Annotated in this window: 13 protein-coding genes; 12 read left to right on the forward strand and 1 reads right to left on the reverse strand. The window is 65.1% G+C overall.

From position 1 onward, the window contains the following. Positions 1 to 12 precede the first annotated feature (12 nt). The 3 genes from FHS79_RS16030 to FHS79_RS16040 are packed head-to-tail and all read left to right on the forward strand — an operon-like array spanning position 13 to position 2,724. Positions 13 to 1,329 (forward strand): MFS transporter, encoded by a 1,317-nt coding sequence (locus FHS79_RS16030; protein WP_184202428.1) that lies wholly within the window; start codon positions 13 to 15, stop codon positions 1,327 to 1,329. Beyond that, on the forward strand, positions 1,322 to 1,657 hold the full coding sequence (locus FHS79_RS16035; protein WP_184202430.1) for a TIGR04076 family protein: 336 nt from the start codon (positions 1,322 to 1,324) through the stop codon (positions 1,655 to 1,657). The genes FHS79_RS16030 and FHS79_RS16035 overlap by 8 nt, the downstream gene beginning before the upstream one ends. Beyond that, the gene (locus FHS79_RS16040; protein ID WP_184202432.1) at positions 1,654 to 2,724 is read left to right on the forward strand and encodes an aldo/keto reductase; all 1,071 of its coding nucleotides are present in this window, start codon (positions 1,654 to 1,656) and stop codon (positions 2,722 to 2,724) included. Before FHS79_RS16035 ends, FHS79_RS16040 begins: the two co-directional genes overlap by 4 nt. Here the strand turns inward: FHS79_RS16040 and trhO are convergent. After that, positions 2,690 to 3,652: an oxygen-dependent tRNA uridine(34) hydroxylase TrhO gene (gene trhO, locus FHS79_RS16045; protein ID WP_184202434.1), complete on the reverse strand. Its 963-nt coding sequence runs from the start codon at positions 3,650 to 3,652 to the stop codon at positions 2,690 to 2,692. The two genes, FHS79_RS16040 and trhO, sit on opposite strands and share 35 nt — an antisense overlap. A gap of 103 nt (positions 3,653 to 3,755) precedes the next feature. Between trhO and FHS79_RS16050 the strand changes: the two genes are divergently transcribed. From FHS79_RS16050 to FHS79_RS16090, 9 genes are all read left to right on the forward strand, one after another. Continuing rightward, on the forward strand, positions 3,756 to 4,514 hold the full coding sequence (locus FHS79_RS16050) for a response regulator (RefSeq protein ID WP_184202451.1): 759 nt from the start codon (positions 3,756 to 3,758) through the stop codon (positions 4,512 to 4,514). Further along, positions 4,511 to 5,962 carry an ATP-binding protein gene (locus FHS79_RS16055; RefSeq protein ID WP_243452949.1) on the forward strand — a complete coding sequence of 484 codons (1,452 nt, stop codon included), beginning with the start codon at positions 4,511 to 4,513 and terminating at the stop codon, positions 5,960 to 5,962. Before FHS79_RS16050 ends, FHS79_RS16055 begins: the two co-directional genes overlap by 4 nt. Positions 5,963 to 6,138: 176 nt before the next feature. Beyond that, positions 6,139 to 9,081, forward strand: a complete 2,943-nt coding sequence (locus tag FHS79_RS16060) for a TonB-dependent receptor domain-containing protein (RefSeq protein ID WP_184202436.1) — start codon at positions 6,139 to 6,141, stop codon at positions 9,079 to 9,081. A 118-nt stretch (positions 9,082 to 9,199) separates the two neighbouring features. Next, on the forward strand, positions 9,200 to 10,162 hold the full coding sequence (locus FHS79_RS16065; RefSeq protein WP_184202438.1) for a dihydrodipicolinate synthase family protein: 963 nt from the start codon (positions 9,200 to 9,202) through the stop codon (positions 10,160 to 10,162). Between the two features lie 49 nt (positions 10,163 to 10,211). Beyond that, entirely contained in the window at positions 10,212 to 12,323 is a 2,112-nt protein-coding gene (locus tag FHS79_RS16070) for an outer membrane protein assembly factor BamB family protein (protein WP_184202440.1), read from the forward strand. A 22-nt stretch (positions 12,324 to 12,345) separates the two neighbouring features. Then, the gene (locus FHS79_RS16075) at positions 12,346 to 12,822 is read left to right on the forward strand and encodes a c-type cytochrome (protein WP_243453399.1); all 477 of its coding nucleotides are present in this window, start codon (positions 12,346 to 12,348) and stop codon (positions 12,820 to 12,822) included. Between the two features lie 22 nt (positions 12,823 to 12,844). Continuing rightward, positions 12,845 to 13,909: a peptidyl-alpha-hydroxyglycine alpha-amidating lyase family protein gene (locus FHS79_RS16080; protein WP_184202442.1), complete on the forward strand. Its 1,065-nt coding sequence runs from the start codon at positions 12,845 to 12,847 to the stop codon at positions 13,907 to 13,909. Beyond that, positions 13,909 to 15,960 (forward strand): carbon starvation CstA family protein, encoded by a 2,052-nt coding sequence (locus FHS79_RS16085; protein WP_184202443.1) that lies wholly within the window; start codon positions 13,909 to 13,911, stop codon positions 15,958 to 15,960. The genes FHS79_RS16080 and FHS79_RS16085 overlap by 1 nt, the downstream gene beginning before the upstream one ends. Beyond that, on the forward strand, positions 15,957 to 16,163 hold the full coding sequence (locus tag FHS79_RS16090) for a YbdD/YjiX family protein (RefSeq protein WP_184202445.1): 207 nt from the start codon (positions 15,957 to 15,959) through the stop codon (positions 16,161 to 16,163). Before FHS79_RS16085 ends, FHS79_RS16090 begins: the two co-directional genes overlap by 4 nt. Positions 16,164 to 16,397 lie beyond the last annotated feature (234 nt).

The raw sequence follows: 16,397 nt of genomic DNA on the forward strand, positions 1-16,397 counted from the left end.
GATGGGGGCGACATGACCGCAGCGGCTGCCGCCGAGCCGCCATACCCGAGCCGCCCGCGCGCCTGGGGGGTGGTGCTGATCCTGTTCGCGACCGCCGTGCTCGCCTATACCGACCGGCAGGTGCTGAGCCTGCTTGTCGATCCGATCCGCGCCGATCTCGGCATTTCGGACACGCAGATCAGCCTGCTCCTCGGCTTCGCCTTTGCGCTCATCTACGGCATCGCCGGCATTCCGCTGGGCTTCCTGGCCGACCGCAGTTCGCGGCGCAACCTCATCGTGGCGGGGGTGGCGATCTGGAGTGTCGGCACGCTGGCGTGCGCGGTCGCACCCTCGTTCGAGATGCTGTTTGCCGCGCGTATCATCGTCGGGCTGGGGGAGGCGGTGCTGTCCCCGGCGGCGATCTCGATGATCAGCGATCATTTTCCGCCGCACCGGCGCGGCTTTGCGGTGGGGGTGTTCTTCACCGGCATCGCCGTGGGCGTGGGCGGCTCGATTCTAATCGGCGGCGCGGTGCTCGATCTGGTGCGCGCCGGGCTGTTTGCCGGCACCGCGGTGGCGGACTGGCCGCAATGGCGGCTGGTGCTGCTCGCGGTGGGGCTGCCGAGTTTGCTCTGGGCTCTGGTGCTGCTGTGGGTGAAGGAGCCGGTGCGCCGCTTCGACCAGCTCGAGCAGGCGGGTGCCATTGCGAGCAAGGGGACGGGCGAAAGCCGGCTGCTGCCGCTGCTGCTGTCGCTGGTGCCGGTGCTGCTGGTGGTGGCCACGGCCTCGATGGTCGACAATGCGGTGGGCGCCTGGGCGCCATCCTTGCTCATCCGCCAGTTCGGGATGGATCCAGCGCGGGTGGGGGTCGATCTCGGGCTGCTGCTGATGCTCGGCTATGGCGGCGGCATGCTGGCGGGCGGGGCTCTGGCGGACCGGATGGCGCAACTCCGCGGCCCGCGCGGCAAGATCGAGCTATGCGCGGTTGCCGTGCTCGCCACGCTGCCGGCGGCGCTGCTCATCAACAGCGGCAGTGCACAGGGCGTGATGATCGCGGTGCCGGTGTATTTCGCGCTGTCGGCGGTGGTGACGGCATCGGGGCTTTCGGCGATCCTCGACGCGACGCCCAACCGGATGCGCGGGCAGGTGATGGCGGTGAGCTTTTTCCTCAACGTCGCCATCGGCGGTGGCTTCGGGCCCACGGCGGTGGCACTTTCAGGGACCCATGTGTTCGGCGAAGCGGCCGGTCTGGGGCCGGCGATCAGCTTCACTGTCGTCCTGAGCTATGTGGTGGCGGGGCTGGTGCTGCTGCCGGGGATCGTGCGACGCTGGAGACCCGCTCATGGATGACAGTTTCGAGCTCTACGACCTGCGCGTCGAGGTTGTCGCGCCCGAGGGGGCGAAGCTCTGGTGCTCGGCAAAGCCCGGGGACTGGTTCGAGCTGCGCGGCGAGAGCCTGTACCTGCCGGAAGGGCAGGGGTTCTCGATCTATTCGCTGGCGGCGGTGTTGCCGCTGCTCGCCGCCAGGCAGCGCGCCAATCACCCCAATGACTGGATGAGCACCGATTCCGAAATCGCCTGCCCCGATCCGGCGTGCCCCTCGCGGCTGCGGATCACGCGGCTCGGGCTGCGGCGTTTTCGCCATTCCGACGTGACTGCAACCGAAAGGCCGAAATGAGCTTCGACGAGACTTTTGACCTGGCGCCGGGCCATGTGATTTCACGCGTCATTCGCGGTGGCTGGCAATTGGCCGGCGGTCACGGCGATGTCGACAAGGCAGCGGTGACCGCCGATCTTGCGGCCTTTTACGATGCCGGCATCACCACCTTCGATTGTGCCGACATCTACACCGGCGTCGAGGCGATGATCGGTGATTTCCGCGCCGCGATACTGCGCGAACGCGGGGCGGACGCGCTGGCGAAACTCAAGGTGCACACCAAGTTCGTCCCCGATCTCGACCTGCTGCCGACCATCACCCAGGCCGATGTGCGGCGGATCATCGACCGCTCGTGCAGCCGGCTGGGCATGGAGCGGCTCGACCTCGTGCAGTTCCACTGGTGGGATTATGACCAGCCGCGCTGGGCTGAGACGGCGCAGCATCTGGCGGCGCTGAAGGCCGAGGGGCGGATCGCGCATGTGGCGGGCACCAATTTCGATGCCGCGCATGTCGAGGCGATTGCCGAGGCCGGTGTGGTGTTCACCAGCCTGCAGGTGCAATACTCACTGCTCGATGCACGCCCGGCGGGCGCGCTGACCGACGTCTGCGCGCGACTGGGCACGAAACTGCTCTGCTATGGCACGCTGGCGGGTGGATTCCTGACCGATCGGTGGCTCGGAGTGGCGGAGCCGCAGCCCCCCTTCGCCAACCGCAGCCTCGTCAAATACAAGCTGATCATCGACAGTTTCGGCGGCTGGGAGTTGTTTCAGGAGTTGCTGGCCGCGCTGCGCCTTGTGGCGGACCGGCATGGATCGAACATCGCGGCGGTGGCCTCGCGTTACGTCCTGGGGCTGCCGCAGGTGGCCGGCGTGATCGTCGGTGCCAGCCATGCAGGGCATTTGGCCGAGACGGTGGCGATCGGGCGTGTTCATCTCACCGAGGCGGACCGCGCCGAGATCGCCACAGTGCTGGCGCAGGCGCCGAACACGGAATTGGGGCCGAATGGCGAAGTCTATGCGCTCGAGCGGGACCGCCACGGGCCGCATGGCAGCATCATGAAGTATAATCTGGGGGATGCCCCGGCCTGACATCGGGTGCGGCGCCGATGTGGGTGGTGCCGCGCGCTTCGGCGAGCAGCGCCTGGCGGTGGCGCTCGGCATAGCCGGCCTGGGCCTGGGCGTCGCGAGTGCCGGCGCAGTGGACGCATTGCACACCGGAAATGTAGAGCGGCGACGCCTGGTCGGCGGTGCTGACCGGCATCCGGCAGCCGCGGCACAGGACATGCGTGCCTTGTTCGAGGCCGTGGGTCAGCCCCACGCGCTCGTCGAAGACGAAGCATTCACCCTGCCACCGGCTGTTTTCGGGGGACACGGTTTCCAGATATTTGAGGATGCCGCCGTGGAGGTGGTGGACTTGCGCCACGCCTTCGGCCCGCAGGAACGCGCTGGCCTTTTCGCAGCGGATGCCGCCGGTGCAGAACATCGCGACCGGCGCATCCGGCCGCCCGGCGAACAGCGCCTCGCGATTGGCGCGAAACCAGGCGGGAAAATCGCCAAAGGCTTCGGTGCCGGGGTCGATGGCGCCCTCGAAGCTGCCCATCGCCACTTCATAGGCGTTGCGGGTGTCGATGATGATCGTGTCCGGCCGGGCGATCAGGTCATTCCAATCGGCGGGCGGCACATGCTGGCCGCGCTTGCCGAGATCGAGATCCGCCACGCCCATCGTCACGATCTCGCGCTTGCATCGCACCTTCAGCCGGTGGAAGGGCATGGCGTCGGCGCCTGAAAGTTTGATCTCCAGCCCGGTCGCACCCGGCAGGGCGCGGATGGCATCGAGAACGCTCGCCAAACCATCCGCCTCGCCGGCGATCGTGCCATTGATGCCTTCGGGTGCGAGCAACAGCGTCCCGCGCACCGCAGCGCTTCGGCAGCAGTCCTGCAACACATCCCGCACTGCCGCCGGATCGGCAATCGGGAAAAAGCCGTAAACCGCGGCAACGGAGAAATGCGAGTTCATGTGCGGTGTCTTGCGTTGGGGAGCGTCCTCCTGTGCCTTAGGGAAGCATCCGCTGCCGGACAACCGCTTGACACGGTACCCCCCGCACCCCGACGATTGCGCCATGGTCGCCACGCTCGATTCCCGAACCGCCGTGCGAAGCGCCGCCGCGCCATCGGCGGTGCTGGCTGATCCGGCGCGGGTGATCGTGGTCGACGATGATCCCGAGCTTCGCACCCTCATCGCCGGCTTCCTGCGCGACAATGGCCTGAACGTCGAAACCGCCGCCGATGCGGTCGAACTCGGCGCGCTGCTCGACGCTGGCGGCGCGGCGCTGCTCATCCTCGATGTGATGATGCCCGGCGAGGACGGGCTGTCGGTGGTGCGGCGGCTGCAGGGCGCCAACCGCCCCGGTATCATCATCCTGTCGGCGATGGGGGACGATACCGACCGGATTGCCGGGCTCGAACTCGGCGCCGATGATTATCTGGCAAAGCCCTGCAATCCGCGCGAACTGCTGGCGCGCGTGCGGTCGGTGCTCCGACGCCGTGCATCGCCGACCACCACCGTCCAGGCGCGCCGCTTTGGCGAGTGGACGCTAAACATCGTCACCAGGCGGCTCGGGCTCGGCAACGGCAGCGAGGTGCCGCTCACCGATGCCGAATTCCGCGTGCTGACCGCACTGCTCGACCGGCCGCAAAGCGTGCTCTCGCGTGACCAGCTTCTCGATGCCGCACGCGGCGAAGGTGTGGAAATCTTCGACCGTGCCATCGACGTGACCGTCAGCCGGTTGCGCCGCAAGCTCGGGCCTTCCGACCCTATCCGCACCATCCGCAACCTGGGCTATATGGTGACACTCATCCCTGAGCCGATCGTTCCATGATCGAGCGCCTCACCATGCTTCGCAGGCTGCCGATCCTGTCGCAGACGCTGCTGCTGGTGGTGTTCACGCTGGTGGCGAGCCTTGTGGTCAACTTCCTGCTCATCACGGCGCTCCCGGCACCGCGACTCGATTTCTATTCGATGCGCGACATCGCCGAGGCGCTGTCCGAACACAACCCTGCGCAGCGCGTGAAGCGGATCGATTCGCTGCTGGACATGCATATCGACGATGCGCCGCCCGAGCCGGTCGATCACATGGTCACCAATGCAAGTCTTTCGCGCCGGCTGGCCGGGCTGCTCGATCTTCCGGAAAGCCGGGTGCGGCTCTTTTACGAGGCAGATCAGTCCAACTGGCCGTTCCGCTACAGCGAGACTGCTTCCGGGGTGCCGATGCGGCTCGGGGAAGCGCAATTCTACAATACCGTTGTTGCCGCAGTGCAGCGGGATGACGGTCGGTGGAAGGTCATGCGCTCGCCACCACGCCCGTTCATCACCAGGTTCCAGAAACGCTCGCTCACGGCGTTCCTGCTTTCGGTGCTGGCGGTATTGCCGTTCGCCTTTCTGTTCGCCCGGCAACTCACCCTGCCCATCCGGCGCTTTGCCGAAGCCGCCGAGGCAGTGGGCGCCGATCATGCCGCCCCCGCCGTGCCGATCGAAGGCTCGACCGAGCTTCGCCAGGCCGCCGAGGCGCTCAGCAAGATGCAGGCGCGGCTGCTCGATACGCTGGCCGAGCGGACCGCAATGGTCGGCGCCATCGCCCATGACCTCCGAACGCCGCTCACTCGCATCGCCTTCCGCATCGAAGCCGCACCCGACCCGGTGCGCATCGCCGTGCTTGCCGATATCGAGCAGATGCGCGCGATGGTCGAGGCGACCATCGGCTTCATCCGTCATGGCCATGAGCTGGGGGAGCGGCGGCTGCTCGATCTGCACCAGCTCGCGGCGCGCGTCGTTGCGGATGCGCAGGAGATGGGCCATCCGGTCAGCCTCGCTGTGCTCGATCCGGGCGCCCGCAACTGGGTGATGGGGGATGCCGTGGCGCTCGAGCGCGTGATGCAGAACATCATCAACAATGCCGTTTCCTACGCCGGGGCCGCAGAAGTGATCGTGACGTCGTCGGGCCTTGAGACCGTGCTGCAGGTGGCCGACCGCGGACCGGGCCTTGATGACGCGCAGCTCGATGAAGTTTTCAAGCCTTTCAATCGCGGAGAGCCTTCGCGCAGCCGCCAGACCGGCGGGGTCGGCCTTGGGCTGGCAATCGCCCGGCTGATCGTCACAGCGCATGGCGGCGCCCTGGCCGCGCGCAACCGGCGCGGAGGCGGCCTGTTGCTTGAAGCCCGGCTTCCAGCCGTGCCGCCTCCCCGCCAGTCACGACTGCGGATCGGCGCGACGGCGTCACCTGTCCCTGCTGCCCTCGCCCTGCCGAAAAAGGTTTCGCCGGCCGCTTGAGACGGAAGACGTTTTTATTGCAGCGCTGCAATCAATTCCGGCCGCTCTTTCAATACGGTTGCATCGTCATACTTGATTCGGGACCGGGTGGTTTCCAGTCAAGTGACCTTTGTGTCACGCGGCGCGCATGAGACGCACCAGTGGTACAAGGTGGCCAAAAAAGGGGTGGGGACGCTATGCACAAACTTGTTTCATCGAGCGCTGTTTCGCGAGGCGCGCTGGTCATTGCGCTGCTCTTTCCAGCCATCGGCCATGCGCAGATTGCCAGTCCGCCGGCGTCGCCGCCGGCGGATGAGGGCGCGGCCGAAGAGACCATCATCGTTACCGGATCGCGCATTACCGCTTCGGGCTATACTGCACCAACACCGGTCACGGTGGTCGGCGAAGAGCTTATCAACCGCGATTCCAAGCCGACGATCGGCGATACCATCCGCGAACTTCCGGCCGTCGGGGCTTCGGCATCGCCCAACAACACCAGCGGTGCGGGCAACATCGTGGCGGGTGTCACCGGGCTCGATACGATCAACCTGCGCAACCTTGGCGTCACCCGCACCCTGGTGCTGTTCGATGGCCAGCGGGTCGTGCAGTCCAACGTCACCGGCCAGGTCGATATCGGCACCATGCCGACCGCTCTTGTGCAACGCATCGACGTGGTGACCGCCGGTGCGTCTGCCGCCTGGGGCTCCGACGCCGTATCGGGCGTGGTCAACCTCGTGCTCAACAAGAAGTTCGATGGCATCAAGGCGAGCGTCGAGGCCGCCGATACCTATGCCTTCGACCGTTTCAGCTACCGCGCGCAGCTGGCCATGGGCACCGGCTTCGCCGATGATCGCGGCCGGGTGATCGTGGCGGGCAACCTGTTCGACGCACCGAGCGAAGTGTTCGCCAACCAGCGCAGCTGGAACAAGTATCGCCAGCTGGTCAACAACCCGGCGTTCGCCGTGGGCAATGGCCAGCCGCGGCTGATCCATGCCGACAATGTCAACCTTTCGGGCGCCACCACCGGCGGCCTGATCGTCGGCGGCTGCCGGCTGGCGCTCACCGCCACCGGCGCGTGCCCGACCGGCGGTGCCACATCGCCTGGAAGCCTGCTCGGCCAGCAGTTCGTCGGCCAGAACGCCCAGCTGGCGCCTTTCGGTGCCACCAATGTGTCGGGCCAGGTCGCGGCCAATGCCGAAACACTGCAGGGCTCGCTCAACAACCTGGCGATCCGCTATCGCACCGCCTCGCTGTTCGGCCTGCTGAGCTATGATTTTGCCGATTGGTTCAAGGTCTCGCTGCAGCTCAACTATGGTACCACCTTCTCGCGCAACAATTCGGTGCCGTTCATCCGCATCGGCGCGCAGGCGCCGCAGATCCGTGTCGACAACCCGTTCCTGCCAACCGCGGTGGCGCAGCAGATGCAGGCACAGGGGCTGACGAGCATCCAGGTCGGCACCACCAACATCAACAACGTCAACGGGGGCACGCTCGACTATAATTATTTCGCATCGAATGCGGTCGGCGTGCCGGTGGCCACCACCGACCGCACATTGAAGCGCGGTGTGCTGGCAGTCGAGGGTGATATCGGCGGCGGCTGGTCATACAACGCCTATTACCAGCGGGGCGAAGTGACGGTGTTCCAGACCACCGAATCCAACGTCATCATCGCAAACTACAACAAGGCCATCGACGCTGTACGCAACCCCGCAGGCCAGATCGTCTGCCGCGTCAACGCCGATTCCAGCACCACCAACGACGATGCGGCCTGCCGCCCGCTCAACATCCTCGGCACCGGCGTGGCGCAGCAGGATGCCATCCGCTACGTCAATGTCGTGCCCGGCGCCAACTTCCAGCGCCAGGAGCTGGTGCAAAACGTGGCCGCCTTCTCGGCGCAGGGCGCGCTGCCTTTCGGCCTCGCGGCGGGTGACATCAACATGGCGCTCGGTGCCGAATATCGCACCGAGCAAGGCACGATCACCAATGATCCGGGAGCAGCGGCGCGCATCTATTCGGTCGCCAACTTCCCGAGCTTTGCCGGCAAGTACAATGTGAAGGAAGGCTTTGTCGAAGTCGATGTGCCGATCATCAAGGACGGCATCGTCGATGGCCTCAACCTCAATGCCGCCGCCCGCATCACCGACTATTCCACCAGCGGCTCGGTCACGACCTGGAAGTTCGGCCTCACTTCGGACGTGAATGACTGGCTGCGTGTTCGCGGCACGGTTTCGCGTGACATTCGCGCGCCAAACCTCAACGAGCTGTTCTCGACCGGCCTGTCGACGCTCAGCTCGGCCGTCTCGCCCGGCACCAACACCACCGTTTCGATCTTCACCTTCGCATCGGGGAATGCCGCGCTCACGCCGGAAGTGGCGCGCACCTATTCGGCCGGCATCGTGCTGCGGCCGGCGTTCCTGTCGCGCTTCAACTTCAGCCTCGACTATTATTCGATCAACCTGAAGGAGGCGATCGTCAGTGTCGGCTCCAACGACGTTCTCAACCGCTGCAACGCCGGCGAGACGGCGTTCTGCAGCCAGCTGGTGTTTGCCGGCCCCATCGGGTCCAATGGCCAACCGCTGCTCAGCCAGATCAACACGGCGCCGCTCAACATCGCCAGCCTGAAGACCTCGGGCCTCGACTATCAGGCGGATTGGACCTTCCCCGCTTTCAATGGCGATATCCAGCTGCGCATGCTCGGCAACTATATCTTCACGCTGCAGCAGGAGCAGCTCGGTACCACGGTCAACCTCGCCGGAAACATCGGTCCGGACAACCCCGGCGGCACCGGCTTCCCGCGCGCCCGCTTCACCTTCAGCACCACCTACAACAATGAGGGCCTGTCGCTCACTGCGCAGACCCGCTTCATCGGGGCGGCCAAGTTGCACGCGACCTGGACTTCGGTCGATGTCGATGACAACACCGTGCCGGCGATCGCCTATGTCGATCTGCGTGGCAGCTACCAGTTCAACGATGCCATCCAGCTTTTCGCCACGGTGGACAATCTGCTGAACAAGGCACCGCCCAATGTTGCCGCCGGCCCGACGCAAGGCCAGACCTCCTATTATTTCACCGCCACATCGGGGATCATCTACGATGCGCTCGGCCGGCAGTATCGCGCCGGCGTGCGGTTCAAATTCTGATGCGCGGCACCCCGGCCCTTTCCACGGGCCGGGGCAATGTGCCACAATCCGCGAACAAGGGTTCGCAAATAAGAACACCATGGGGAGAGCAAAGATGGACACGACACGCAGGAGCGCAATGGGAATTGCTGCCGGAGTGGCTGCCACTGCAATGATCGGCAGTGCCGCCAAGGCACAGTCGGTGAAGCTCGGCAGCCCGCGCAAGACGATGTACTGGGTCGCGACGGTGACGCCGTGCAATGCCAAGGGCATGTTCGATCCCGGCGCCATGGCTGCCATCATGCAGTGGCACAAGTCGCAGGGTGCGGACGGCGTGGTCGTTCTCGGCACTTCGGGCGAGTTCCCGTCGTTCAGCCAGGCCGAGCGCAAGACCGTCACCGAGACGGTGCTCAAGAACCGCAACGGTCTCAACGTCATCGTCGGCCCGGGCACCAGCAACATCATCGAGACGATCGATCTCGCGACACACGCCGAGAAGAACGGCGCCGATGGCCTGCTCGTCATTCCGCCCTTCTACTTCAACCAGCCGCCGGTCGAGGGCCTCACCGACTATTACAAGCGGCTGATGGATGCTTGCGGGCTGCCGACCAACCTCTACCATATTCCCGGCACCTCCGAGGTCGGCATTCCGATCGAGCTCCTCAACAACCTCAAGGGCTATTCGCACCTCGCTGGGATCAAGGACTCAAGCGGCTCGGTCGAGGGCTATCAGGCATTCCTGGCGGCCGCTCCGGCGCTCAACATGCGCTGCGGCACCAACAACAACCTCGAATCCGCCCTCGAAGCCGGCATGGGCACCATCCTTGCCGATGGCAACCAGTTCAGCGGCAAGTGCGCCGCCATCTTCAAGGCCTATCATGCCAAGGGGGACTGGAAGGGCGAACTCGCCAAGCTCCGCGCCGCCCAGAGGGTGATGCGTGATGCCAACATGGGCGCCAACACCTATGCGACGATGAAATATGTTCTCAGCCTCGAGATGGGCGGGCCGGAAATCTATGCGCGTACGCCCTATCCGCAGCTGACCGATGCGCAGAAGGCATCGCTCAAGGCCGGGTTGGCGAAGGTGAAGGCGATGGCGTGAGGCAGCCTCGGCCCCTCGCATCCATCCCCTCAATCGAAGGTTTGAACGCATGATCGCATCACGCACGCTGTTTCTGCTTCCCGCCACCGCCCTGCTGCTCACATCCGCACCTGCAGCGCTGGCGCAGACATTCGCCCCCGCACTTCGCGCCCCCAACGCCTCGGTCCAGGGGGCCGCTGCCGCCCGGCAGGACGGCGAAAACGTCAACTGGACGAGCTACAATTCCGATGTGTCGGGCAGCCGCTTCGCCCCGCTCGACCAGATCAATGCCGGCAATTTCAAGGATCTCGAAGTCGCCTGGCGGTTCAAGACCGACATGTTCGGCTCGCGCCCCGAGTACAAGCTCGAAGGCACGCCGCTTGCGGTCGATGGCGTGATCTTCACGACTGCCGGCACGCGCCGCGCGGTGGTGGCGATCAACGGCACCACCGGCGAGCTGCTCTGGTCCTATGCCCTGCACGAAGGCAAGCGTTCGGCGGTCAGCCCGCGCGCACTTTCGGGCCGCGGCCTCTCCTACTGGACCGATGGCAACAAGCGCCGCATCCTCTATACGACCATCGGTTATCGGCTCGTCAGCCTCGATGCCGATACCGGCCAGGTCGATACCTCGTTCGGGGACAAGGGCTTCGTCGATCTGAAGCAGGATTGGGACCAGCCGATGACCGACCTCGAGGAGGGGGAGGCCGGGGCTCACTCGGCGCCTGCCATCTCGGGCAACACCGTCATCATCGGCGCTGCCTTCCGCGAAGGCTTCACGCCGCGTTCGATGAACAACACCAAGGGCTATGTCCGCGCGTTCGACGTCCGCACCGGCAAGCGACTCTGGACCTTCCACACCGTCCCGAAGAAGGGCGAGTTCGGCTATGAGACCTGGCTAAAGGGCTCGGCCGAGACCACCGGCAATGCCGGCGTGTGGACACAGGTGTCGATCGACCCCGAGCTGAACCTCGCCTATCTCAACGTCGAATCGCCGACGTCGGATTTCTACGGCGGCCAGCGCCCGGGTGCCGGCCTGTTCGGCAACTCGCTGGTGGCGGTCGACCTGACGACCGGCGAGCGCAAGTGGCACTTCCAGCTCATTCACCATGAGATCTGGGATCTCGACAATTCGTCCGCGCCGCTGCTGATGAACGTCAATGTCGATGGCCAGGCGCGCAAGGTGGTGGGCGTGCCGTCGAAGCAGGGCTTCTTCTATGTGTTCGATCGCACCACCGGCAAGCCGGTCTGGCCGATCAACGAAGTGAAGGTGCCCAAGGGCAATGTGCCCGGTGAATGGTATTCGCCGACGCAACCGATCCCGACCAAGCCACCAATCTATGCCCGCAATGGCATCACCGAGGCCGATCTCATCGACTTCACGCCCGAGCTGAAGAAGAAGGCGCTGGAAGTGACGAGCCGTTTCGAGCTCGGCCCGGTCTACACCCCTCCGATCGTCAGCACCAAGGACAAGCTCGGCGTCATCAACAACTGGGCGCAGGGCGGCACCAACTGGCCCGGAGGCTCCTTCGATCCCGAAACCGGCATTGCCTATGTCTATGCCTGCGGCGCGTGCATCTCCGCCACCGGCCTCCAGCCCGGACCGGACACGATGACCGATGTCGATTGGGTTGTCGGTGTCGATGGCCAGCCGGTCGTCATGATCAAGGGCCCGGGTGAAGGGGCAGGGGCGGATACGCCGGCTGCACCTCCGGCCGCCGGCGGGGGTGGTGCGGGCATTCCGCGCCTCAACGTCGATGGCCTGCCGCTTGTGAAGCCACCCTACGGCACCATCTCGGCGATCGACGTCAACAACGGCACGATCAAATGGCAGGTGGCGCATGGGGAGACTCCCGATTTCGTGCGCAACCACCCGGCGCTCAAGGGCCTCGACATCCCGCGCACCGGTCAATCGACCTATCAGATCGGCACGTTGGTGACGAAGTCGCTGATCATCGCTGGCGAAAATCAGGTCACCAGCCCCGGCGATCGGCCACGCGGAGCTATGCTGCGTGCCTATGACAAGGGCAACGGCAAGGAAGTGGGCGCGGTCTACATGGCCGGTCCACAGTCGGGTTCGCCGATGAGCTACATGGTCAACGGCAAGCAGTATATCATCGTCGCAGTAAGCGGCGGGACATATTCGGGCGAGTATATTGCCTACACTTTGCCGTCGAAGAACTGATCGACCCTTCAGGAGAACGTCCGTGCGTAACCCCATCCTCACCATCGGCCTTGCAGCTTCGGCACTCGTCGTCGCCGGCACGGCGTTTGCCCAGCAGGGCTTCACCCAGACGGTGTGGGATGGGGTTTACACCGCCGAGCAGGCGGCGCGCGGCGAAGCGGCTTATGCGCAGCGCTGCGGCACCTGCCATGGCGGCCAGCTCAACGGTACCGGTGAGGCGCCGGCGCTGGTGGGTGGCGAGTTCATCTCGCATTACAACGAGCTGTCGGTCGGCGACTTGTTCGATCGGGTGCGCACGACGATGCCGATGGACAATCCGCAGTCGCTCGACCGTGAGGAATATGCCGATATCCTGGCATTCCTGCTCAAGGCCAACAGCTTTCCGGCGGGCGAGACGGCGCTCGACCGCCGATCCGAGATGCTGGCCATGATCGAATTCATCGCGCAAAAGCCGGATACGACCGCAAGCAACAAGGGTGCGGAACAACCGACACCTTGAATTCCATCCCGGGGGAGGGGTCATGAAGATTTCGTTCGTTGCACTGCTGGCGCTCGGCGCGCTGGCGAGCCCGGCGCTTGCACAGCGCGTGACATACACGCTCGAGCAACTGCCACCACCCGGCCCCTTGGCGGGCAAGCCCAATGAACACCCCAATCCGTATCGAACCGATACCGGCTTCTTCAAGATGCCCGCGGGCCGGGTGATGGGCTCGACCAGCGCCGTCGCCGTCGACAGCAAGGGCCATGTCTGGGTCGCGGAACGCTGCGGCGCCAACAGCTGCGCCGGATCGCCGGTCAACCCGATCATGGAGTTCGATGCGCAGGGCAACTTCATCAAGGATTTCGGCGCCGGGCTGACGCTGTTCCCGCACGGCTTCTACATCGACGCCGACGACAACCTCTGGCTCACCGATGCCCGCGTTGCCGGCGGCGGTGGTGGCCTGGTCCACAAGTTCTCGCCCGAGGGCAAGGTTCTGCTCACGCTCGGCACCAAGGGTGTGGCAGGCACTTCGCCGACCACCTTCACCGAGCCCAATGCCGTGATCACCGCCAAGGACGGCACAATCTTCGTGGCGGACGGGCATACGCCCTACAAGAACATCGCGCGGATCGTGAAGTTCAAGCCTGATGGCACTTACATCGGCGAGTTCGGCAAGCCCGGCAAGGCGCGCGGCGAGCTGGAAGTGCCGCACAGCATGGCCTTCGACAGCAAGGGCCGGCTGTTCGTGGCGGACCGCTGGAACAACCGCGTCTCGGTCTTTACCCAGGATGGCGAGTTCATCGATGCCTGGACGCAGTTCGGGCGGCCCTCGGGCATCTACATCGACAAGAACGACATTCTCTATTCGGCCGACAGCGAGAGCCGCAACCCGGTTGGCTATGGCTTCAACCCCGGCTGGAAGCGCGGCATCCGCGTCGGCTCGGCGCGCACCGGAAAGGTGACCGCGTTCATCCCCGATCCCGAGCCCGATCCCGATTCCGGCGCCACCAGCAGCGCCGAAGGCATCTGGGCCGATGACAATGGCGTCATCTACGGCGCACAGGTCAAGGAGCGGTCGGTGGCGCGCTACACGCGAAGCAAGTGATGGCAACTGCGCTCAAGGATCATGGGCCGTTCGCGCTGCTCGCCCTTGTCGGGGCGGCGGCGCTCGGCATCATCGCCACCGCCAATGGCGAGCAGGTGAGCGCACTTTGGATGGTGCTGGCGGCCGTTTCGGTCCACCTCATCGCCTATCGCTATTACAGCCGCTTCCTCGCCGGCCGGGTGTTCGGCCTCGATGGCGCCCGCCAGACGCCGGCGCACACCAAGAACGACGGCCTCGATTATGTGCCGACCAACCGCTACGTGCTGTTCGGCCACCATTTCGCCGCCATCGCCGGTGCCGGACCGCTCGTCGGCCCGGTGCTTGCAGCCCAGATGGGCTATCTGCCCGGCATGCTCTGGATCCTTGCCGGCGTCGTGCTGGCTGGTGCCGTCCAGGATTTCATCATCCTGTTCATCTCGATGCGCCGTGATGGCCGCTCCTTGGGCGAGCTCATCCGCATGGAAATGGGCAATGCCGCGGGCACGGTGGCGCTGTTCGGCGCCTTCATGATCATGGTCATCATCCTCGCGGTTCTGGCGCTGATCGTGGTGCGTGCCCTTGCGGAAAGCCCCTGGGGGCTGTTCACCGTGGCGGCGACGGTGCCGCTGGCACTGTTCATGGGCGTCTATGGCCGCTTCATCCGGCCGGGCAAGATCGCTGAAGTCTCGCTCATCGGCCTTGTCGGGCTGGTGCTGGCGATCATCTACGGCGAGGCGATCGCCGCCAGCCCGGTCTGGGGCCCGGCCTTCACCCTCACCCCCATCCAGCTCTGCTGGGTGCTGATCGGCTATGGCGCGATCGCATCGGTCATGCCGGTGTGGCTGCTGCTGGCACCACGCGATTATCTCTCCACCTTCCTCAAGATCGGTGCGGTGGTGGCACTCGCCATCGGGCTGGTGATCCTGGCACCGCCGCTGCGGATGCCCGCACTCACCCAGTTCGTCGATGGCTCGGGGCCGGTCTGGTCGGGAACGCTGTTCCCGTTCCTGTTCATCACCATCGCCTGTGGTGCTGTCTCGGGCTTCCACGCGCTCATTTCCTCGGGCACCACGCCCAAGCTCATCAACACCGAGAAGGATGCGCGCTTCATCGGCTATGGTGCGATGCTGATGGAGAGCTTTGTCGCCATCATGGCGCTGGCCGGCGCCTCGATCCTCGATCCCGGCATCTACTTCACCATGAACGCACCGGCCGCGATCGTCGGCACCACGCCGGAAACCGCGGCGGCTGCGGTCACGGCGATGGGCTTCCCGATCGAGGCCGCCACCATCGCCAACACCGCGGCCGAGATGGGCGAAAAGACCATCATCTCGCGCACCGGCGGCGCGCCCACCCTCGCGGTGGCGATGGCGGAGATATTCTCCGGGCTGTTCGGCGGGCAGGCGATGAAGGCCTTCTGGTACCATTTCGCGATTCTGTTCGAAGCGCTGTTCATCCTGACCGCGGTCGATGCCGGCACCCGCGCCGGGCGCTTCATGCTGCAGGATCTGCTGAGCCTGGCGATACCGAGCTTCAAGGATTCGACCTCGATATGGCCGGGGCTGGTCGCCACCGGGCTGTGCGTGAGCGCCTGGGGCTTCTTCCTCTATTCGGGCGTCACCGATCCATTGGGCGGCATCAACACGCTGTGGCCCTTGTTCGGCATCTCCAACCAGATGCTCGCCGCAGTCGCGCTGATGCTCGGCGTGGTGGTGCTCTTCAAAATGAAGAAGGAGCGCTTCGCCTGGGTGGCGATCCTTCCTGCGGGCTGGTTGGTGCTGTGCACGGTCAGCGCCGGAATGCTCAAGCTGTTCTCGCCCGATCCCAAGGTCGGTTTCCTCAGCCATGCCGAGAAGTTCGGCGCCGCCCTGGCGCGCGGCGAGGTACTGGCGCCGGCCAAGTCGATCGCCGACATGGAGAAGATCGTGTTCAACGATCAGATCGATGCCGGCCTGTGCGTGCTGTTCCTCGGCGTGGTGCTGTCGATGATCTTCTTCACCGTCCGCACCTGCCGCGCCGCCTTGCGCGATGCGCGGGTGACGACGGCCGAGACAGTGGCGGTGCCGGCATGAAGCCCCCGTCCATGCAGTTCTGGGCGATCTTGCGCGATTCCGCCCGGCTGATGGTCGGCGTTCCGCGCTACGATGTGTATCTCGCCCACATGGCCGAGAAGCACCCCGACGAAGCGGTGATGAGCTATGCCGACTTCTTCCGGAACCGCCAGGACGCGCGCTACGGGGGCGGAGCGTCGAAGGGGATTTCGCGCTGCTGCTAGGCGCAACGCCTGGAGCCATATCGCAGCCACGGCGATAGAGGCGCCAGTCCGGCCACCCTAACGCGCGTGCTTTTTCCTCAGTGCTTCTTTCAAGACTTGGGTCGTGCATTTATAGAATGGGAACGACTGCTAACGCCCAGATTCTGTTGAAAAACCCTGCTTGATCGATGGTTGATGGCGTGATTCACTCTGCTTGAGGCGAGCGGAGACGGTCTCATGATGGGTGAGCGAACG

Source organism: Polymorphobacter multimanifer (assembly GCF_014205635.1).
Taxonomy (GTDB): Bacteria; Pseudomonadota; Alphaproteobacteria; order Sphingomonadales; family Sphingomonadaceae; genus Sandarakinorhabdus; species Sandarakinorhabdus multimanifer.